This is a genomic window from Herbaspirillum sp. Her2 (assembly GCF_057961375.1).
This window is the reverse complement of sequence record NZ_CM176331.1, coordinates 397,914-418,129: the sequence shown is the minus strand read 5'-3', so window position 1 is coordinate 418,129 and position 20,216 is coordinate 397,914. Positions and strand designations below refer to the sequence as shown.

At 62.5% G+C, this 20,216-nt stretch carries 23 protein-coding genes; 10 read left to right on the top strand and 13 right to left on the bottom strand.

Annotated features, from left to right (window positions below):
* Positions 1 to 64: 64 nt before the first annotated feature.
* Positions 65 to 988, bottom strand: a complete 924-nt coding sequence (locus tag ACWHXP_RS01860; RefSeq protein ID WP_489634622.1) for a DNA/RNA non-specific endonuclease — start codon at positions 986 to 988, stop codon at positions 65 to 67.
* Positions 989 to 1,219: 231 nt separating this feature from the next.
* On the opposite strand from ACWHXP_RS01860, the gene ACWHXP_RS01855 reads away from it, so the two are divergent.
* Both ACWHXP_RS01855 and ACWHXP_RS01850 read left to right on the top strand, forming a co-directional pair.
* Entirely contained in the window at positions 1,220 to 2,554 is a 1,335-nt protein-coding gene (locus tag ACWHXP_RS01855) for a methyl-accepting chemotaxis protein (protein WP_489634623.1), read from the top strand.
* A 196-nt stretch (positions 2,555 to 2,750) separates the two neighbouring features.
* Positions 2,751 to 2,999, top strand: coding sequence for a hypothetical protein (locus tag ACWHXP_RS01850; RefSeq protein WP_489634624.1), 249 nt, complete (start codon positions 2,751 to 2,753; stop codon positions 2,997 to 2,999).
* Between the two features lie 14 nt (positions 3,000 to 3,013).
* On the opposite strand, the gene ACWHXP_RS01845 is transcribed toward ACWHXP_RS01850, so the two are convergent.
* Complete coding sequence (locus ACWHXP_RS01845) at positions 3,014 to 3,640, bottom strand: LysE family translocator (RefSeq protein WP_121043231.1); 627 nt, start codon at positions 3,638 to 3,640, stop codon at positions 3,014 to 3,016.
* Between the two features lie 225 nt (positions 3,641 to 3,865).
* Between ACWHXP_RS01845 and ACWHXP_RS01840 the strand changes: the two genes are divergently transcribed.
* A complete protein-coding gene (locus ACWHXP_RS01840; RefSeq protein WP_134223093.1) occupies positions 3,866 to 4,243 on the top strand; it encodes a response regulator in 378 nt (125 codons plus the stop codon).
* A 201-nt stretch (positions 4,244 to 4,444) separates the two neighbouring features.
* Complete coding sequence (locus ACWHXP_RS01835; protein WP_034333405.1) at positions 4,445 to 4,747, top strand: hypothetical protein; 303 nt, start codon at positions 4,445 to 4,447, stop codon at positions 4,745 to 4,747.
* Between the two features lie 90 nt (positions 4,748 to 4,837).
* On the opposite strand, the gene ACWHXP_RS01830 is transcribed toward ACWHXP_RS01835, so the two are convergent.
* The 7 genes from ACWHXP_RS01830 to ACWHXP_RS01800 form a co-directional block, all read right to left on the bottom strand.
* On the bottom strand, positions 4,838 to 5,023 hold the full coding sequence (locus ACWHXP_RS01830) for a hypothetical protein (protein ID WP_232729560.1): 186 nt from the start codon (positions 5,021 to 5,023) through the stop codon (positions 4,838 to 4,840).
* Positions 5,024 to 5,225: 202 nt separating this feature from the next.
* Positions 5,226 to 5,966, bottom strand: coding sequence for a hypothetical protein (locus ACWHXP_RS01825; RefSeq protein WP_489623560.1), 741 nt, complete (start codon positions 5,964 to 5,966; stop codon positions 5,226 to 5,228).
* Positions 5,967 to 6,027: 61 nt separating this feature from the next.
* Complete coding sequence (locus ACWHXP_RS01820; RefSeq protein ID WP_489634625.1) at positions 6,028 to 6,651, bottom strand: OmpA family protein; 624 nt, start codon at positions 6,649 to 6,651, stop codon at positions 6,028 to 6,030.
* Positions 6,644 to 7,111 carry a FecR family protein gene (locus ACWHXP_RS01815; RefSeq protein WP_252695523.1) on the bottom strand — a complete coding sequence of 156 codons (468 nt, stop codon included), beginning with the start codon at positions 7,109 to 7,111 and terminating at the stop codon, positions 6,644 to 6,646. Before ACWHXP_RS01815 ends, ACWHXP_RS01820 begins: the two co-directional genes overlap by 8 nt.
* Before the next feature lie 175 nt (positions 7,112 to 7,286).
* Entirely contained in the window at positions 7,287 to 7,961 is a 675-nt protein-coding gene (locus ACWHXP_RS01810; protein WP_286864414.1) for an SOS response-associated peptidase, read from the bottom strand.
* 209 nt (positions 7,962 to 8,170) lie between these two features.
* The gene (locus tag ACWHXP_RS01805) at positions 8,171 to 8,293 is read right to left on the bottom strand and encodes a hypothetical protein (RefSeq protein WP_255475323.1); all 123 of its coding nucleotides are present in this window, start codon (positions 8,291 to 8,293) and stop codon (positions 8,171 to 8,173) included.
* Between the two features lie 174 nt (positions 8,294 to 8,467).
* Positions 8,468 to 9,847 (bottom strand): iron-containing redox enzyme family protein, encoded by a 1,380-nt coding sequence (locus tag ACWHXP_RS01800; RefSeq protein ID WP_489634626.1) that lies wholly within the window; start codon positions 9,845 to 9,847, stop codon positions 8,468 to 8,470.
* A 172-nt stretch (positions 9,848 to 10,019) separates the two neighbouring features.
* Between ACWHXP_RS01800 and ACWHXP_RS01795 the strand changes: the two genes are divergently transcribed.
* A complete protein-coding gene (locus tag ACWHXP_RS01795) occupies positions 10,020 to 10,268 on the top strand; it encodes a DUF3297 family protein (RefSeq protein ID WP_034334548.1) in 249 nt (82 codons plus the stop codon).
* A 210-nt stretch (positions 10,269 to 10,478) separates the two neighbouring features.
* Here the strand turns inward: ACWHXP_RS01795 and ACWHXP_RS01790 are convergent, their stop codons facing one another.
* From ACWHXP_RS01790 to ACWHXP_RS01775, 4 genes are all read right to left on the bottom strand, one after another.
* Complete coding sequence (locus ACWHXP_RS01790; protein WP_489623564.1) at positions 10,479 to 12,419, bottom strand: methyl-accepting chemotaxis protein; 1,941 nt, start codon at positions 12,417 to 12,419, stop codon at positions 10,479 to 10,481.
* A 463-nt stretch (positions 12,420 to 12,882) separates the two neighbouring features.
* On the bottom strand, positions 12,883 to 14,424 hold the full coding sequence (locus tag ACWHXP_RS01785; protein WP_489623565.1) for a methyl-accepting chemotaxis protein: 1,542 nt from the start codon (positions 14,422 to 14,424) through the stop codon (positions 12,883 to 12,885).
* Positions 14,425 to 14,667: 243 nt separating this feature from the next.
* Positions 14,668 to 15,462: a substrate-binding periplasmic protein gene (locus ACWHXP_RS01780; RefSeq protein ID WP_489625578.1), complete on the bottom strand. Its 795-nt coding sequence runs from the start codon at positions 15,460 to 15,462 to the stop codon at positions 14,668 to 14,670.
* Between the two features lie 317 nt (positions 15,463 to 15,779).
* Entirely contained in the window at positions 15,780 to 16,052 is a 273-nt protein-coding gene (locus ACWHXP_RS01775) for a hypothetical protein (RefSeq protein ID WP_489634627.1), read from the bottom strand.
* Between the two features lie 229 nt (positions 16,053 to 16,281).
* Between ACWHXP_RS01775 and ACWHXP_RS01770 the strand changes: the two genes are divergently transcribed.
* The 5 genes from ACWHXP_RS01770 (at position 16,282) to ACWHXP_RS01750 (ending at position 20,164) form a co-directional block, all read left to right on the top strand.
* On the top strand, positions 16,282 to 16,590 hold the full coding sequence (locus tag ACWHXP_RS01770; protein WP_034334554.1) for a hypothetical protein: 309 nt from the start codon (positions 16,282 to 16,284) through the stop codon (positions 16,588 to 16,590).
* A gap of 138 nt (positions 16,591 to 16,728) precedes the next feature.
* Positions 16,729 to 17,634: an EamA family transporter RarD gene (gene rarD, locus ACWHXP_RS01765; protein ID WP_209582697.1), complete on the top strand. Its 906-nt coding sequence runs from the start codon at positions 16,729 to 16,731 to the stop codon at positions 17,632 to 17,634.
* A 121-nt stretch (positions 17,635 to 17,755) separates the two neighbouring features.
* Complete coding sequence (locus ACWHXP_RS01760; protein WP_489634628.1) at positions 17,756 to 19,315, top strand: sensor domain-containing diguanylate cyclase; 1,560 nt, start codon at positions 17,756 to 17,758, stop codon at positions 19,313 to 19,315.
* A gap of 296 nt (positions 19,316 to 19,611) precedes the next feature.
* Positions 19,612 to 19,944 (top strand): type II toxin-antitoxin system Phd/YefM family antitoxin, encoded by a 333-nt coding sequence (locus tag ACWHXP_RS01755; RefSeq protein ID WP_310838363.1) that lies wholly within the window; start codon positions 19,612 to 19,614, stop codon positions 19,942 to 19,944.
* Positions 19,889 to 20,164 (top strand): type II toxin-antitoxin system RelE family toxin, encoded by a 276-nt coding sequence (locus ACWHXP_RS01750; RefSeq protein ID WP_209582694.1) that lies wholly within the window; start codon positions 19,889 to 19,891, stop codon positions 20,162 to 20,164. The genes ACWHXP_RS01755 and ACWHXP_RS01750 overlap by 56 nt, the downstream gene beginning before the upstream one ends.
* Positions 20,165 to 20,216: the final 52 nt, after the last annotated feature.

Genomic DNA, 20,216 nt, shown 5'->3' with positions numbered 1-20,216 from the left:
TTGGGGATCACGATGTGGCGATATGAGATAAACCTGAACAGCTGCAGGAGATGGAGCCGGCCACTCACCCCCGCCCCGCCCCCTGCCCCAGCAAGCGCAACCCGGTCTTCCGCACGAAATCCTCATAAGTGATCGGCGCTCCCACCTCGGTATCAGCGCGATTGGCCTGTATATACGCCCATGACCTGCCCGTGCTGGCGTCAACCACCAGCTTGAACAAGCGGGCCGGGACGGCAATGTGGCCCCGCCCGATCGTGGCCGGTGCCGCATCGAAGAGCGGCCCGGTGAACACGAAAACATCCCCGCTTGCCCGCATCACGTACTTGCGCGTATCCCTTTCGATCTTGGACCAGGGTCCGGAATTGTTCCGAGGATTCTGCGGGACCATGTTGGCCAGCGAAAAACTCTGGGCCATTGCCTCCGGTGTGGACATGTCGCCGGCCGGCGCCATGTGGCCGCGCGCATACCCCGATCCCCGGTAGTCGTCCAGTTCCGCGCGCTCTGCGCGCGGCAGCCGCGCCTCCGGGTAGAAGCGGTCCGTGCGATGCTGCTCGCGCGCATGCAGAAGAGCGGTCCGGTTCAGCCGCTCGACTACCACAAAGGGCGTCTTGGTCTGACTGTTGTAGAGCACCGCAAACGCGCTGAAACACAATTCCCGCAAATGCGCACCCGCAGGCAATTGCGGCGGATGCGCGCCGGGGAAGAACCGCGGACATTGCGCAAAACGCGCAACCGTGTGCCCCGGCTCGGCCTGTCGCACCGGGGCGGGCGCGTCCTCCGCCGGCAATTCGAGGTGCGGCAGACTGAAGCGCTCGCGCAGGCCGTCCGTCAGGTGCGGGTTGAGGACGCAACTGGCGATGCCGAAGACAAGGATCGTCGTGCTGGTGAAGGAAATCAGAAAGCGACTGAATGATCCCAGTCCCTTCTGCCGGCTTTTTTTGGAGGTGGCCCGCTTGCGGGGTGCTGCCTTTTTCTGTCTTGTTACCATGCTGGCGGCATGTTAACCCGAGTCGACTATTGTTGCCAGTTCATCAGGAAATCCCCGATGGATTTCTCCCTCGCGACTCATACAATGAGAAGCGGAATCGGGGCAGGTCCCGCGTGGCATGAGACAACGATATTCCTGCCTCTGCTGACGTCCCCAACAATAAAACCGGAAGCATCTCGACGACGGTGATGAGATGCGTTTCAAGAACATTTTCAGGATCAGGCGCCCATCATGGCTTTCTTCGACTCGCTCTCGTTTTTCTCACGTCTCAGCAAACGCAAGGCCGACATGCTGGGTCAACTGGCCGCCATCGACAAGGCGCTGGCAGTCATTGAATTCACGCTGGATGGCAAGATCATCAAGGCCAACAAGAATTTCCTCGATCTCATGGGCTACACGCTGGAAGAGATCAAAGGCCAGCACCATCGCATCTTCGTCGCCGAGGAAGAGCGCAACGCGCCTGCCTATGCGCAGTTCTGGCAGAAACTGGGGCGCGGTGAATATGACCAGCGCCTCTATCGCCGCATTGCCAAATCCGGACACGAGGTCTGGATCCAGGCGACCTACAATCCCATCATCGATGCCATTGGACGCCCCTTCAAGATCGTCAAGTACGCGCGCGACGTCACGCAGCAGCAGCTGCAGGCCGCCGATTTCTCCGGACAGATCACCGCCATCAACAAGGTGCGGGCGGTGATCGAGTTTGATGTGAATGGCAACATCCTGCACGCCAACAACAACTTCCTGCGCGCGGTCGGTTATTCGCTGTCCGAAATCGTGGGCAAGCATCACGCCATCTTCGTCGAGCCCGCCGAGCGCGCCTCGGCGCAATACCAGGAATTCTGGAAGCGGCTGGCGGCCGGCCAATACGATGCCGGCTTGTATCGCCGCGTGAAAAAGAATGGCGATGCGCTCTGGCTGCAGGCCAACTACAACCCTATCTTCGACATGGACGGGCGGGTCTTCAAGGTGGTCAAGTACGCCACCGACGTGAGTATCCAGACCCACGCCACGCAGACCCTGCAGGCCGCCGTGGGCGGGCTGTCCGAAGCACTGAGCACGGGCTCGGCCAGTGCGCAGCAGGCCAACGATCTGGTCAAGGCCACCTCCTCCATCGCGGAACAAGGCGGGGTGGTCATGCAGGAGGTCGTCAACAAGATGGCCGCCATCAACGCCAGTGCCGCCAAGATCACCGAGATCATCGGCGTGATCGACGAGATCACCTTCCGCACCAATCTGCTGGCCCTGAACGCGGCCGTCGAAGCGGCCCGTGCCGGCGAACATGGCCGCGGCTTTGCCGTGGTGGCCGGCGAGGTGCGCAGCCTGGCGCAGCGCACGGCGGCCTCGGCCAGCGAAATCAAGACGCTCATCAGCGGCTCGGTCAATGAAGCAAGACAAGGTACCGAGCTGGTCATGAATGCCGGCAAGACCATGAGCACCATGGTCAACTCCATCAACGACATCACCGGCATCATCGAGACCATCAGCACCTCCGCGAACGACCAGATCAATGAGATCGGGCAGGTCAACGAAGCGGTGACCCAGCTGCAGGTGCTGATGAAATAAGCGCCACCCGGCTACGGCAGCGCCCGCCGCCACACGCGCACTCGTGCAGTGCCGCAGCTTGTATGGATCATGTCTGCTGGACCCGCCTGCGTCGCCTTGGTTAGAATGCACAGGACACTGTTACGGAAACAGTGACTCGCCTCTGCTACTTTCAGATTCGCAACGCTGGCACCGGATTTTTCTTCCAGCGATTCAAATGGTCGACATCATGGATTGGGTCCCAATCGTCTTCATCATCTTCAAGGTCGCCGTGCTCGGCATCGGCATGTTCTACGCCATCAAATGGCATTACGATCAGGGCAAGAAGGGCAAGCAGGCCGAGCGCAACGCAGTGCTGCGCGCCAGCGGGAAAGTGGCAGCGCTGTTCGTGATCTCGCTGCTGGTGCTGGGAATGGCAACCTTTTTCATCTCCAGGATGATGGGGCTGGAGCTGAGCTTCTCCTGACGCCCCGCAGTCCCTCAGGCTGCCGGCCGCTTGGCCAATGCCAGCAAGGTTCCGAAGAAGATCATCATGCCGCCGCTGATGCGGTTCATCCAGCGCAGACCACGCGCGTTCTGCATCAGTCCCGACAGCCGCGTGCCGGCGTAGGCATAGGCGGCAATGGCGACCACCTCCAGCGCCAGGAAAATCGCGCCCAGGGTCAGGAAACTGGATAAATAATTTTCCGGTACCACGAACTGCGGGAAGAATGCCGTAAAGACCAGGATGGCCTTGGGATTGCCGATGGCGACCAGAAACTCCTTGCGCACATAACCGGCAATACTGCGCTGCTGCGGCTCAAGCGGCTGGCCGCCCAGCTCCACCCTGGCGAAGAACAGTTTGCAGCCCAGCCAGATCAGATAGGCCGCCCCCAGCACCTTGACCACCGTGAACGCCATCTGCGAGGCCATCAGCAGTGCGCCCATGCCCACCGCTGCCACCCCTATCATCAGCGCGAATGCCACCAGCCGGCCGGCCGCCGCCAGCAAGGCCGGGCGCAGACCGTGATGGGCGCCGATGGTAATGGAGAGCAGATTGTTGGGGCCGAAGGCCATGTTCAGTGCAAAACACGAGGGAATGAACAGCAGCAGGCTTTCCAGAGACATCGCGGCTCCTTGGCAGATGAGGGCGACGCGTCGCGTCACCGGAGCCGGTATTCTAGCGGCACGCCACCTGACGCGCAGGTGACGCGCATATTCTTACGAGGATGTCAGCGCGATTTTCCCGCGATACAGGAATTGACTGATGCAACCATGATCATTTCGGTCACATAATCGCGGAGCCGTTCGTTCTGATCTCAGGACGTAGCCCATCCACCCGGAGATCGCTTCATGAATCCGAGCAGTCACGCTCGCACCCTGCTGATCGTTGAAGACAACAAGGATGTCAGAAACATTTTTGCAGAAGTCTTTCAAGGCGTCGGCTATCACGTGATCGAAGCCGGCAACGGGGAAGAGGCGCTGGCACTGATGGCCCATGAGCACACCGCAGTCAGCGTGGTCCTCACTGACCTGCGCATGCCAGTGATGGATGGCCTGGAACTGGCGACCCGCATCAAGGGCGATGAACGCTTTTCGGCCATTCCGGTGGTCCTGCTCAGTGCCACTCCCATGAGCAATTCCTGGCAGGCACTCGAAGTGTTCTCCGCCCTGCTCACCAAACCCTGTTCCTTCGAACACCTGCTGTCCACCATCGAATCCGTGCAGTAAGTCCGTGCAGCACGCTCATGCTCTGCCCCCGCTGAGCGACGACAGACGTCCGTCGGCCAAGCTGATGTATTGCATTGGAGACGCGTCCGACAGTCACAGCCGACAGGATCAAGGGAGCTTGGCCGATGTCTGCGGCGAAGTCGGGGGACGATGATGTAGTTACTGCGCACAAGCGCAGGGCATTCATCAAGGAGTGACATCATGTCGAATCAGAATCAAGGCAACAGCCGCGGTGGTTCCCACGAACAGCACGTCCAGGCAGGCCAGCAAAGCCACAAGAATGACCAGCAGAACCAGAGCAGCAGCGGCTCCGGCCAGCAGCAAGGTGGGAACACCCGGGGCGGCTCGCATGAACAGCACGTACAAGCCGGCCAGCAGAGCCACAAGAACGACCAGCAGAACCAGAGCAGCAGTGGCTCCGGCCAGCAACAAGGCGATTCGAGCCGCGGCGGTTCACATGAACAGCACGTGAAGGCGGGACAGCAGAGTCACAAGAACAGCTGACAGCAACGCTGATCACGCTGCCTTCCCGGGCAGGCCCGGACACGCTCTCCAGGAGATGGAGCGCGCGTCCGGGCCTTTTTCATTACGATTTCAATGCAAGGCAGCGTGGGATTCGTCGCCCGCTGTCGGCTCGACCCTCGCCGGCAGGCTCTGCATCGCCGGCTTGCGCGAGAGCACACGCCACAGAAACACTCCGGTCAACGCCATGCCGACCACGACATAAGCCGCATAGAACGCAGCGAGATAGCTGCCGTAGTGCAGAAGGGACTGGATCATGGCCATGCTTCCTTGAGATGGAAAGGTCGATGCAATGGCGTGATCTTATGTTTTATATCATTTCGCGAATATCAGGAAATTTCCTAGTTGTGTCGCGCACACGCCATTGATGAGCTATTCGATAGTCCACGATCAAACTCAACAATAAGCGATGTCCGAAAGACGGCGCATCCCTGCGTTCAGCTCCACCCGTCTGCGGAGATCAACGCTTCCAGAACATCCACCAAGGCGATGGCGCGGGCAACGCAGCAGTCGCCCCGGCGGACTGTTCCGGCTGCTGTGGCTGCGCCAGTGCGGGCGGCCAGCGCGTGGCCCCGTTGGCCGAACCGGCCAATGTCCAGCTGGCCACCTCGCTGATTGCCTGCTCTTCGTACAGGCCGGTCAGGTCATGCAGCAAGGGGCTCATCTGCCATGCCTGCCGCTCGTCCATCACGGCCAGTTCCTGATACGCCGCGCGCAGCTGCTGCTCCAGCTGGCCCTCATCGGACATGCCGTCCAGCTCTTCCGTGTTCACCACGATGTTGCGCCGGGGTTCGGCTTCCAGGCGCGCGATCCAGTCCTCGTACAAGGCGTGGCGCTCCTCGCCCAGCACCGGACGCAGCATCGCCGAGCGCTGGCGTAGACGGGCGATGCCCGCCAGACGTTCGCACCCCAGGTAGGCAAACGGACGCGGCGCATCCTCATCGACCTCCTCGTACTCATCATCATCGTACTCATCATCGTCCCCCGCACCTTCAGGGCCTTGCTTGCCACTGTGCTCGCCCTCGGTGGCAGGGCCGGACGAGACGTGAATATCGTCCCCGGAAAACAGGCACATCCAGAACAAGGGAAGGCGCGCGGTGGCCTCGTATTCGGTACCGATCATGGTAAAGAATTCGTCGGCCTGTTCCTCCGTGGGCATACCCTCGAAGTCGGTGCAGTAGAGATAGACGCGATTGCCCATGTGATTCCCCTGAGAATGCCAGGACGACAGGCGGCGCTGCATCGGCAGCGTGCCGCCCGGCTCACCTGATCTTGATTTCGACGAAACGATTGCGCGGCTCGGCCACGCCGCGCTTCTGCGGCACACGCGGATCACGCGCCCCCTTGCCGATGACCTCAATGCTCAGGGCCTTGACCTCCGCCCGTTGCAGTTCACGCTCGATCAGGCGCGCGCGCCGCAGCGACAAGGCGTCGTTGGTGGCATCGCTGCCGATGCTGTCGGCATGGCCGGTGAGGATGAATTCCCCGGCGGTGAATTCCTTGATTTCAGCGATGGCCTTCTTGAGCAATTCCTGCGAGGCCGGCGTCAGACGGTCAGTCCCCAGCTCGAACAGCAGATCGTAGCTGCGCGGACGCGCCGGCAGGCTGCGCATGACCTCGGCATATCGCCGGTCCACCTCGGCAGCGGACAGGGTCTGGGTCGGCGCGGGCTTGCCGCCGCGCGTCTCGACCGCTGCATAGGGCGAAGTCAGTGCCGTCTCGCCACTGGCCGTCCTGACCACGATGCTGCTGGCCGAACCATCGGCCTGCGGCAGCAACACGAAACGTTCCGCCGGCCCGGCACATGCAGCCAGCAGCGACACCACGGCCAGCAAGGCGCAGCGCATCAGCGGCCGGTACAGTGAATGGAGCGATGGCTTATTCACCGGCCACCTCCACGATGAAGTCGGTACCACGGATGCCGATGGTGGCCGTCGGGGTCGACAACCGCTGGCTCTCCGGCGAGCGCTTGCCGATCAGCCCCGAGACGTAGCGCAGCGTGCCCTTGGTCAGCCGCACGGCAACGCTGCCCTCGTCGGTCTTGTCGTTGTAGGCAAATTGTTCGAGCAGGAACTGGCTGTTGGAGCCGAGCGAAATGAGCGTATCGTCGCGCAAGGTAAAACCGACCGCACTGGCGGCACCGGTCAGTACCCGGTCACCCGCATAGAGCCGTTCGCCGGTGGCCAGCGGGCGGGTCTTGCCGCTGCGCTCGGCGCGCACGTCGCCTTGCAGGACCTTGACGATGCCGGCCTGGCTGGCCGTGGCTTCCTGCGCAGCTGCACTGCCCTGGCCCAGCAGCGAAGCGCTGGCCAGCAGCACGCCAGCCCACCCGGATGCCCTCCACATCGGCCCCGCCCTCTTGATCCGCATGCCGCGTTCCCCTGATGTTGTGATGATGACGTGAGTCCTGCCTGTGCCGCACCTGAGCGCGGCAATGATGCCACCGCGCAATTTCACAGAAAATCATGGGGAAGGTCAACAATTCTTTACATCTGGCGTGCGAAACGGCAGCGGCCGGCCCTTAAAAGAGCAACGAACCCTGCCCTGAGCTGCTCCGCGCTTCGCTCTTGGGCGCAGGCCAGGCCTTCATGGCGCTGGCGGGATAGTTGACCAGCATCCTGCGCGCGTTTTCCGTATCACCGACGTTGAGCCAGTCCGCATAGTCGGCGGGCGGGATGATGACGAGGTTGCGTTTTTCCTCGCCCGGCTTGTGAAAACGATTCATCAGAGGATGCGCATCGGCATTGATGGTGATCTGGGTAAACGAAAATGCATACCCTCCTTCAGGCTCCTCCCAGGCGCGCCACAGGCCGGCCACGCAGAACGGCTGGTCGTCGGCCATGCCGATGGCCCAGCGCTGCGGGCGTCCGGCTTCGTAATTGGGCTCATAAAACCAGTGCATGGGCAACAGGCAGGTTTGCAAGGCCCGCCAGGGGCCGGCGTAGCTGCGTTTCTCGCCGATGGTCTCGGCGCGGGCATTCATGGTGGAGATCTGCAATCCGCCCTGCAGCTTGCGCCGGGGCATCATGCCGTAGGTGCCGACGATGAGTTCCGGCTCGCCCTGCAGCCCGGCCCGTACCACGGGGGCGGCATAGTCCTGCCAGGTTTCCTCTGGCCAGTCTGGCGTGGCGGAGGTGTCGGCACCGGTCAGCGCGGTGATGATGGATTTGGGAGTGGGCTTGTAGTTGACGCACATGGCAGGACGGATCCCGGTCGCAGCAAGGAGCCGCGATTGTGCCACAGCGCGGGCGCGGTGGCGGAGGGTCTGCTGCGGCCTGGCGCGGATGGCAAGGGCGCAGCGTCTACCGCTCATCGACAGCCGCTGCACCCAAGAAAAAACCGGCCTGCTGTCTGCAAGGCCGGTTCTTCAACGGATCACGCTGCTGGCAGCGCGCCTGGGCGGACTCAAGCAGCCTGCTTGCCTTCCAGGATCGACTCTTCCAGGGCGATCAGGGATTCGATGGCGGCGATCAGCATGCCGATGCGGTGACGGCGATAGATCAGGCGTTTTCTTGCACGAATGTTCATGGTTTCTCCAGCAGCCGGCGGAGTGCCGGCGGGTTGACGGGTCGGGCCGCCGCCTCCGCGCCTGGAACTTCACATCGGCTGCGAGCGTGCATCCTGCGGGGCGGCCAGCGGCCAAGGCCCGACATTATAGCCGACTGCCGCTGCGCTCCCCTCACCGGCTGTGTGGCGCGGCGCTCACGCCACACATGCACGCCGGTAACGCTCGCTGTAGCGCCGCGTCGCCTCCAAACCGGGCACGAAATGATGCCGCCCCGGTGCCAGCTCGGCCACGAGCGCATCGAGATCGACCTCGCCCAAGGCCACGGCCGGCACGGCAGGGGCTTCGGCAGCGGCGTTCTCACGCCCGCGCGCCAGTGCGCGGAAGCTCGGCTGACGGCGGCCATCGCTCCACCCTTCCTCGATCCACTCACGGATAACCTGCTTTTCATAGCCCTCGAAGACCCCGAACATCTGGCCGCCGGCGGCATCGATCAGCCGCCAGAAGCGGCTCTCCTCGGCTGGCTTGCCGCGCGTGATCCACTTGGCCTTTTCCATCTCGGCCAGGAAGCTGGCCATGCCGTCAGGCTGTTCCAGCCACTGGTTGACCGTCTTGCCGCCGATGCGGCAATAGTCCGAGTGCATCATGCGGCCGAAGGGCGCTTTCTCGGCCAGCACCCTGACCAACTCATCCTGCAGGACAAAGGAGCCGATCACGCCCAGCGTGCTCGCGCCCAGCTCATTGAGCAGATAACCGCGCCGCACGCCCTGCATGAAGGCTTGCGGATCCGCAGCCTGGGCGGCCGCCTGCGCGACCGCCTCGGCGGCCTTGCGGGCGTGCCCGCTGGCAGCATTGTCGATGGTGACGTGCAGGGTGAAGTAATAAGGGTCGATGCCCAGTTCATTGAGTTCGTAGGCGGTAATGAGCAAGTGCAGCGGCAATTGCTCATAGCCGAGGTTGAAGCCGAACACCTCGGCCTCGAATTCCGCCCCGTGATGGGCCAGCCCCAGCTGGATGCATCCTTGCACATAATGTTCTTCGGACAACGCCGGTCCGTGCTCGCAGCCGTTGGCGGCCAGCAGGCTGCGATAGAGGGTGACGTGATTCATGGCGGCATCGCCATCGCCCAGCTCTTCCAGATAGGTGAGGATCAGCGGACGGAACAGCGGATCACGCCAGCGCCGGATGGCGCTGTAGAGCCAGGCGCCATCGACCATCTTGGTCGGGCACACGCAGCGCAGGAAATTGAGCGCATGGGCGCGGCCACTGAAGTAGCGGCGCGGCGCGCCTTGCTGGCGTTCCTTGAGATAGCTTTCGTAGGCAACGCCGACTTCAGCGGCGCGCGCTTCGATCCAGCTGGCCAATGCGGAGGGCTCCTGCGGCAGGTCGCAGGGCAGTTCTTGCGCTTCCTGCATCTGTTGCACAAGGTAGTCGCGGCCCATGGCCAAGGCGGCCTCGTCGGGCGTTGCGACGAACAGTTGCGCATACACGTGCGCGGCCTGCAGGCTGCCGGGCTGGTGGCGGTAGGCTTGGGCGGCCGAGCGGGCGGCCTGCATTTCCTCGACGGTAGATCGCATACATCCTCGCGCAAAGTCAGATGCATGGAGCATGCGCGCCGGCACAGGCCAGCGCTATCAGCGGGCGGCCAGCCTTGGTGTCGGAAAATGCCCGGCGGGCGGTAGGAGGATGCAGCAGGGCGGCGTCGGAGGCCCATTGTCTTGGCGGTTCTTATGTCCGATAATCGCGCCCATGAACGATACCGCACAACGCCCAGCCCTCCCCGACCGCCTCAGCGTCGATCCCCGCAGCCCGCACTACGTTGCCGCCATCTTCGAGCATGACATCGGCATCAAGCTCAACGACAAGGAATTCAACAACGTCAGCGAGTATTGCATCAGCGAAGGCTGGATCAAGATCCCCGCCGGCCGTGCACTCGACCGCAAGGGCAATCCCATGCTGACCAAGCTCAAGGGGCGGGTTGAACCGTTCTACCGCTGAGCCGCGCGACACAGTCAGCGCCATCACATTTCTTTCCCGCATGCAAAAAAGTCCGCAGCAAGATGCTGCGGACTTTCCTTTTTGCGTGGCAGATCGGACAACACCCCGTCGGGATTCATCAACAGCATCGCTCAATCTGCCTTGATTGATCGATCGGGCAGATGATCCGTCCAGCCGATATCAGACCGGTACTGCCATCAGCCAAACCGATCATGCCGCCAGTGCTGCCCTTCCGACACGGAACACGGCCACCGCCTGCACCAGCTCGCGGGCCTGGCCCGAGAGGCTGATGGCCGCAGCGGCGCTTTCCTCCACCAGCGCTGCATTCTGCTGGGTGGTGCTGTCCATCTGGGTCACGGCCTGGCCGACCTGGGCGATGCCGGTGTTCTGCTCGGCCGTGGCGGCGTTGATGCCGACCATGATGTCGCTGACACGGCGAATCGAGGTCACGATCTCTTCCATCGTCTTGCCGGCCTGATCGGCCAGCTGCGTACCCTGCCCGACCTGGTCGACGCTGGCGGTGATCAGTTCCTTGATCTCGCGCGCCGCCGTGGCCGAACGCTGGGCCAGGCTGCGCACTTCGGTGGCCACCACCGCAAAGCCGCGTCCCTGCTCGCCGGCACGGGCGGCTTCCACCGCCGCGTTGAGCGCCAGGATGTTGGTCTGGAAAGCAATGCCATCGATCACGCCGATGATGTCGCTGATGCGGTCCGAGCCGGCGTGGATAGCCTGCATGGTCTGCACCACCTGCTGCACCACCGCGCCACCCTGGCTGGCCACCTCGGCGGCATCACGCGCCAGCTGGCCGGCCTGGCGGGCACCGTCGGCATTCTGCTGCACGGTCGATCCCAGTTCTTCCATGGAAGCGGCAGTCTGCTGCAGGGCGCTGGCTTGCTCTTCGGTGCGCTTGCTCAGGTCCGCATTGCCCTGGGCAATCTGGGCGCTGGCGGTGGCCACGCTCTCCGAATTGCTGCGCACACTGCCGACCACCATGCTCAGTTGCGCCGTCATGGCCTGCATCGCCATGAGCAGGCGCGCCACTTCATCACTGCCCTTGACCTCGACATGCTGGGTCAGGTCACCGGCCGATACCGCCTCGGTCAGGCGCACTGCTTCCGACAGCGAACTGGTGGTGGCACGGGTGATGGCGACCATCAGCCACAGCGCAGCCATGGCCAGCACCGCCAGCGAAGCACACAGCACGATCAGTTCATTGCGCAGGCGCGGGATCTTGGCTTGCAACTCGTCACGCATCATGTCGAAGGACGTCGTCACCAGCACGAATTGCGTATCGATGATGCGCGTCATGGTGGACACCCATTGCGGGGCCGGCATGGTCAGCTGATCTGCGCGCACGATGGCGCTGTCGGCCAGTTTGAAGGCTTCGTCGGCAGACGCGACGGCTGCTGCACGGGCGCTTTCCACCTCGGCCGGCAGGGGGTGGCGACCCGCAGCCAGCGTCAGCGAACGGCGGGCGCTTTCATAGCTGCGGCGGGCACGGTCGGAGAGGTTTTCCAGGCGGGCACGTTCTTCCGCATCGGCCTGGCCGCGTCCCAGCATCACGGCACCGCGCGCACGGGCCTGGCCCAGTGCTTCGGTCAGTTGCGGCAGTTCGGACATGACCGCGCGCTGCACGTAGAACAGCGCAGCCTCCGCTTCCAGCGCCAGGCCGGAACTGTTGGCCACGTCGTCCAGCAGATCCAGCTCGCGCTTGATCAGTTGCGCATGTTGCACATTGCTCTGCGCGCCATTGATGGACTTGCTGGCGATACTTTGCGTGAGTGCGCGCCAGTCCGCATTGAGGCCGTCGAGCGCATCGGTGAGGGCCTTGTCCTCCAACGGCTTGAGGCCGCTGCGCACACGGTCGAAGGTGGCATCGACTTCCTTCTGGCGCTCTGCGCGGCTGGCGGCTGCGCCATCACCATCGGCCAGATACAGGGCCGACAGGCCGCGATGCTGTTGCATCTGCTTGAGCAGCAGCAGCAGTTCCCGTCCGGGGGCCAGGGCCAGCGTTTCGCGCTGGGCTGTGGCCAGGTCGTCGAGGTTGGTACGGACCAGGATGGTGGTCGGCACGATGAACAGCATAAAAGCGAGTGTGCCGATGAGGAAGAACTTGCGTGAGTAATTGAGATGATTGATCCAGGAGCGCATGATGTTGTTGGTGTTGGAGTGTAGGAAGGGCCATCGTTGGCCGCTTGCGCTGTTGCGCGAGACGCTCCGTTGCGCCATCAAGCCGCGTCATTGCGGCTTTTTGCAGTCGGGCAATTCTACGGATGCCACCCTGTTTTCACTAGGGATTTGAACAGTGGCGTCCGGTTTTGTTGTGCAATTCCGACCGTCTCGCCTCACATCGCTGTTCCCGATGCAAATACGAGTGCAGACTAGACTATGGCCGTGCAGACAGAGTTCCGTACGGAAAGAAAAATTGGCATGCAAACCTGCATGTGTCACCGGAACTCACCGCGTCTCATTGAAACTCACGCGATTTTCCCGTGCGCGCGACAAAAGAAAATCCGCCGCTTCTGCGCGCTGCGATGTGCAGCGCCGGAGACGGCGGATGTGAGAATGAAGGAATGGAAAGCGAGAACGCCGCAGCCCGGGCAAGCCGTGGGACTTAGCGCAGGCCCTGGGCAGCGTCCTGCAGCCGGAACACGGACACCAGTTGTGCCAGTTGCGCGGCCTGGTCCTGCATCGAAGCGGCAGCGGCGGCCGCTTCTTCCACCAGCGCCGCATTCTGCTGCGTCACCTGGTCCATCTGCGTGATGGCGCGATTGACCTCTTCGATCCCCGCACTCTGTTCGCGGCTGGCGGCGCTGATCTCGGCCACCACGTCGGTCACGTGGCGCACGCTGGTGACAATCTCCTGCATGGTGCGGCCTGCCTGCTCCACCAGCTGCGAGCCGTTGTCCACCTTGCTGACCGAATCCTCGATCAGTCCCTTGATCTCCCGCGCCGCCTGCGCACTGCGCTGCGCCAGCGAGCGCACTTCCGAGGCCACCACCGCAAAGCCGCGTCCCTGCTCGCCGGCGCGCGCCGCTTCCACGGCAGCGTTGAGGGCCAGGATGTTGGTCTGGAAGGCGATGCCGTCGATCACGCCGATGATGTCGGCGATCTTGGTGGAAGCGCTGTTGATGTCGGCCATGGTACCGACCACCTGTTCGATCACCTTGCCGCCATTGGTCGCCACGCCCGAGGCGGTGATGGCCAATTGATTGGCCTGGCTGGCGTTGTCCGCATTCTGGCGCACGATGGACGTCAGCTCTTCCATCGAAGACGCGGTCTCTTCGAGCGCGCTGGCCTGCTGCTCGGTACGCGATGACAGATCAAGATTGCCCGCAGCGATTTCGCCGGAGGCGGTGGCGATGGTGTCCGTGCCCTGGCGCACGCCCTGCACGATGCCAGAGAGGCTGCGGCGCATGGTCTCGATGGAATGCAGCAGGCTGTGGCGGTCATTGGCCTTGAGCGCGACGGCCGTGGACAGGTCGCCTTGCGCGATCTGCTCCACGATCTGCACGGCACGTACCGGCTCGCCACCCAGCTGGCGCAGGATGGAGCGCAGGATGAAGGCGGCCATGGTGGCGATCGCGCCCATCAGTACGCCGCCCAGCAGCAGCAGCACCAGGGCATTGCGATAGAAGGCCTGATTGATGTCGTCGATGTAGGCGCCGAAACCGATGGTCCAGTCCCACGGGGCGAAGCGCGTCACGGCATAGAGCTTCTGCACCTTCTCGGTAGTATTGGGCCGCGTGCCTTCGGCGATCAGCAGGCCGATCTCCTTGCCCTGCAGGGCGGCGCGATAGCGGTCGCCATCCTCCTTGGCGGTCTTGTCCTGAATGCCCACGCGCTTGGGATTGGGATGCACGTAGTTGAAGTCGTCCGTATAGCCGCGCACGAAGTAGTAATTCTGCTCCTTGACGAAACTGCCGATGACCAGCTTGGCCTGGGCCTGCGCCTGTTCGCGCGTGAGCTTGCCGGACTGCTCCAGCGCCTGCGCCTTCTCGGCCGCGGCCTTGGCCAGCGTGACCAGCAGCGAGAGCTGGGCTTCGCGCTCTTCCATCATGGTGCGCCTGAGCGTGGTCAGCGACACCATGGCAATGATCAGGATGCCCACCAGCGTGGTGGCGCACAGCCAGATGATCTTGGTTCGCAGCTTCAAATTGTCCTCTCCGTCTTTTGAATGAAGGCAGGCGCGCGCGCCTGCCTTCTCGGATGGGCATGGTCGTCGCGTGCGGCACGATGTGATGTGTGTGATGCGGCAGCGCGTCCGGGCGACGCACTGCTCCCCAGCCTGTCACTCTATCCTGCGCATGCCATGCGGCTGGTGAGGAACAGCGAGGGTTTTACGCTTCTTTCCCGCTGTTGCAGGGGCAAGCGCCGGCTCGTGAGAATGGGCCGGATTTCATTTGGCACGGCCGCTTTGGTCGGGGTTGGCGGTGTCGATGCGCAGATCGGTTTCAAAACTCTGCAGCACCGCCCGCAGCTCACCACTCTTCTGCATCGCTTCCAGCTGCGCGTTGATACGGGGCAGCAGCTTCACGCAGGGACTGGCGCGGCTCATGGCGATGTAGTTGTCACTCTCGCTGACGAAGGGGCGCAGCGGCATGAAGCGATCGGCCAGGCCGTTCTGGTTCAGGTAGATCACGCCGTTGTAGTAACCGGTGATGAGGTAGTCGATACGGCCCGAATCGAGCTTGGAGAAATTCATGTAAAACTTTTGCGCGGTCTCGATGGTGAGATTGTCACGCAGGAATTCATCGAAGCCGCCCCCGAACTGGTTGCCCAGCGTAATGGCACCGCGCTTGCCGATCAGATCCTTCCAGCCGGCGTAGGCGAAGCGCTTGTCGCGCGCCACGAAGACCGCAATCGGATTGGAAAACAGCGGCACCGAGGCAAAAGCCAGGTAGGACTGGCGTTCCGGCGTGTTCTTGAGCGAGGACACCATCGCCACTTGCCCGCTCTCGGCCTCCTTGAGCACGCGGTGGAAAGGACCGACGTAGCGTACCTCATAAGGGATATTGAGCGCACTCAGGGCACGCGTGGCGATCTCGATGCTGGCACCGGTCAGGCGCTTGCCGTCGTACCAGTGCAGGGGCGCGTAATCGGAATCAGCCGAGATGACGACCTTGCTGCATTCGGCAGCGTGGACCGTCAGCGGTGCGCTGAGCACAGTCACTGCTGCCAGCACGGCCAGCATCGCAGTGCTTGTTGCCTTGTTCATGATGTCCCCCTTGTTCTGCTTCCTCAGCCCCCTTGGACAGGCGGCCTGAGCAACCCCATGCGACTGAGAATAACCCGGTTGTGCCACCTGCGAAAACGCAATTCGCGCCGCTTGGGAGAGATACGCATTTTTGCCACAGCGAGTTGCACTTCCCTGTCGCAGATCAAGCGGGCGTGGGGTCGAATGGGTACGGATGTGGACGGATGGGCGCACATTGGTCCGACCCTCTGTCCGTCTGAACGCATTTGCCCACATTCTCACACAAGCTCGCAAAGGACATTTACAAAGGACATTTACTTAGCGTTTTGCCACTGCGCCAGAATGAGGCAGTGATACGTTTTGTAACGAAACCAGGGCGACGTGTCAGCTTGCAGACTGACACGTCCGGCGCCTGTCACCGCGAAGATGACTCGCACTTTGATCATTTGCACAGGCTGGATTGATGAGGCCTGTGCATGGATGAGCTGGATTGAACTCAATTCTGCATCAATCGAAAATCCTGGATTTGCGCTCGGACGCCGATCAAGCCGGCTGTCAGACGCGCGCGAAATGTCCGACAAGAACATGCTGGGCTTTCCGACTGTCGCGGCGCTGCGGTCTTCCTATGATGAACCCAAGTTTTCAGGCAATGCAGGCCACCCGACACATTTTTTCAAGTCTTATCGTGCCGTGCCTGCTTTTGGGAAACGAAGGCCAACCTGTGGATGCATGCATGATCGTATCCGCCACTGCAACTGAAGTCCCGATTGCATTCAGCGCCATCGAATGCACAACCAAGGATAAAGGAGAACAGCCATGACCAAGACCTTCCTCACCGCCGCCGTACTGGCCGCTGCCACTTTCGCCACCGGTGCCTATGCCCAGTCCTATGATCAGGGCGGCAGCTCGATGCAGGGCGCGCAGCAGCAGCAATACGATTCGTCCTCGCAGTCGCAGTACTACAACTACCAGGGCCAGCAGACCGCCTCGCCGGCGGCCATGCAGGAAAGTGGCCAGAATGGCCAGTACGTGGACCGCAAGAGCTATGAAGTCCCGAACGGCCAGCCCAACAACTATGCGCGTGAACAGAAGGATGGCCCGCTGGGCACTTCCCCGGGCGCATAATTTCCTCCCTCGCGTCGACCTCAAAGCCCCGGCTCCGGCCGGGGCTTTTTGCATGCGCGCGACCCGCAGTCCCGGCTTGCCGTAGAATCGCGCTTTTGCCGGTGCCTCTTCCTCGCGCCGGACGCACCTGGTCCTGCGATGAATCCTCAACTTGTCGGCCGCGGCATCGGCTTGTCCGTGCTGGCCTCTTCCCTGTTCGCCTTTCTGTCCGGATACACCCGCCTGCTGGCCCCGCTGGATGGCACGGACATCTTTGCCTGGCGCATCCTCATCACCCTGCTCTGCGTGCTCGGCCTGCTGGCCTGGCGCGGCGAACTGCCCCGGCTGCGCGCGGCCATGGCCGAACTGCTGGCCAGCCCCGCGCGCATCGCACTGCTGGTGCTGATGGCGGCCCTGCTGGCCCTGCAGCAATGGCTGTTCCTGTGGGGATCGGTCAATGGCCGGGCACTGGAAGTCTCGCTGGGCTACTTCATGCTGCCGCTGTCGATGGTACTGGTAGGCCGCTTCCACTATGGCGAGAAGATGGACCTGCTGCAGCGCCTGGCGGTGCTGTGCGCCTGCGTCGGCGTGGCGCATGAACTGTGGATGACGCGCGCCTTCTCGTGGCCAACGCTGGCAGTGGCGCTGGGCTATCCCCCCTACTTCATGTTGCGCCGGCGCATCCGCCTCGACTCCATGCTCATCTTCGCGGTGGAACTGATGGTGCTGGCGCTGCCCTCGCTGCTGGCCCTGGTGCTCAGCCCGGCCACCGGCCCTACGCTGCGCACACCCGCCATGTGGCTGTTGCTGCCGGGCCTGGGCATTCTCAGCATGATCGCCCTGACCAGCTACCTGCGCGCCGGCAAGCTGCTGCCGATGGGGCTGTTCGGCATCCTCGGTTATGTGGAACCGGTGCTGCTGGTGCTGGTGGCCATGGCGGTACTGGGCGAAAGCCTGCAGCTGGCGCAACTGGGCACCTATGTGCCGATCTGGCTGTCGGTGCTGCTGACCGCACTGCACAGCGTCAAGCTGATGCGCCGGCCGGCGGTGCAGCCCACGAATTGAGGGCTTTTTCACGGACTGATCGCGGCCAGTACGGCTGAGCCATCTCCTTATACTGGTTCAAACGGTCCACCCTGGGGAGGGAACAGACCGGCCGGGAGAGGAGACACGGACGATGCGGCCAATGCTGGCAAAGGCAGGGCGGGTAGCGCGCCATTCCGTGGCGCGGCGGGCACGGCTGTTCGTCGCGCTGATCTGCGTGACCATCGCGGCTGGCCACGTCTGGCAAAGCCTGGCCGCGCGCACGGTGCAGCTGGACAACACCCGCACCTATTCCGGCAACATTGCGCGTGCCCTGGCGCGCCATGCCTATGACGTGTTCCAGGCCACCCACGGCGCGCTGATCAACATCAGCGACCGTATCGACGATGCCGGCACCACCCATGCGCAACTGCACGCCATGAGCCCGGTCCTGCGCCGCCTGGCCAGCGAAATGCCGCAGCTCGACGGGCTCTACATCTTCGACGAGCACGGCAATCGCGTGGCCAGTTCTTCGCCGCCGCGCCCCAGCGATGCCAACAACAGCGACCGCGCGTATTTCATCTATCATCGCGATCACGACGATCCCCAACCGCACATCCATCCGACCCTGCTCAGCCGCAGTACCGACCAGTGGATCATTCCGATGTCGCGCCGCCTGAATCATTCGGATGGCCGCTTCGCCGGGCTGCTGCTGGCGACCTTGCGGCTGGATCACTTCAACGCCCTGTACCAGACCGTGGAGATCGGCCGCGACAGTTCCATCCTGCTGCTCCTGCGGCCCGGCAAGGTCCTGACGCGGCAGCCTTTCGATCCCGCCTACATCAATCACGACCTGAGCCTGGACCCGGTCATCGGCGAAGCGCTGGCCAGTCCAACCAGCGGCCATGTACTGCTGCATTCGCCGCTGGACGACATCGACCGCTACGTGTCGTACCAGCCGGTGCAGGGCTTCCCGCTGATCGTCACCGTGACCACATCGAGCAATGAAGCGCTCGCCCCGTGGCGGCAGCAGACCATCGTGTATGGTGCGGCGGTGCTGCTGTTGCTGATCATCATCGGGCTGTTCGGGTGGCGGCTGATCGGGCAGATCGAGCTGCGCCTGGTGGCCGAGGATCGCGCGCTGCAGGTGATGGGCGAGCTGCACCAGGCCAACCAGCGGCTGGAGCAGCTGGCGCATCAGGATGGCCTGACCGGCCTGGCCAACCGCCGTCATCTCGATACCGTACTGGCGGCGGAATTCCGGCGTGCCGCACGCAGCAAGTCGGCTCTCTCGCTGATCATGATCGATGTGGATTTCTTCAAGCAGTACAACGACCTATACGGCCATCAGGCGGGCGACGAATGTCTGCGCCGCATTGCCGCCGTCCTGCGCGAGCGCCAGCGCCGGCCGGGCGATCTGGCCGCGCGCTATGGCGGCGAGGAAATGCTCATGCTGCTGCCCGATACCGATGCCGACGGTGCGGTGCAGGTGGCGGAAAAGATCCGCGCCGGCATCCAGGCGCTGGACCTGCCCCATCGCGGCAATCCGCGCGGCGTGGTCACGGCCAGCGCGGGCGTGTGTGCCATGGAATTGCTGCCAGCGGGCGAGCGCACCGTGGAAGACTTGCTGGGGCGCGCCGATGCGGCCCTCTATGAAGCCAAGCATGGCGGACGCAATCAGGTGCGGCTGGCGCAGGCGGGAGCGCCATCGGCGCAGGGATGAGGCGTAGGCGAAAGCACAAAGGACCGTAACGTCAAAAAAGCGGGACAGCGGAGAAAATGAGGAAAGTAGACAAAATGACCATTTTGGTCATTTTGATCATTTTGGTACAAAATGGTTATTGTGGTTCAAATCGTTTTTGGTTATGCTTTTCAGCGCGTCACTACTGACGCAATAACAGCAGGCGTTTCGAAGGGGCTGCCTGCACGTCGCATGTCGATAATCCAGCCGCCTTGGGATGACGCCCGGGTCGGTTGAGCCAACCTGGAGTTTCAGGTTGAGTTAACGGAGTGATTTCAATGAATGCAACCACCCTCACGTTGTTCAGCGCGAGGGACGCAAAGACCAGGTTTGGCGAGGTCTTGGATACTGCACTGGGGAGTCCGGTTGGCATCACGAAACATGATCGCTTGACCGCGTACGTGGTTTCGAAGAGCCAATATGAAGCCCTGGTGAGCAAGGTTGAAGAGCTTGAAGATCGGCTTTGGGTCGTTGGAGCCGAGCTTGCTCGCGAGGATGGCTACGCGAGCGCCAAGGAGGTCGATGCGTTCCTTGCTTCGTTAAGGAACCCTCAAGATGCAGCTAAAAATAAGCAAGCAGGCGCTGAAGTTCCTAAGCGACCTCGACGCTAAGCAGTACAAGCAAGTCGGATCCGCTGTCATGTCGTTGTTGTCCAATGCCGCCCCGCACGATAGCTGTATTCTGAAGGGGAGCAAGACTGGCGATCGCCGCATCGATATTGGTGAATACCGGATTATCTATGCGGTGGCTGGCGACGTGATTGACGTTGCACTGATCGGCAAACGAAACGGGGACGAGATCTACAAATTGTGGGAGCGTCTTCGAAAATGACATGAAAGCCCGCACATCTGAACTGCACCCCAAAAGTTGGACACCGATCCAA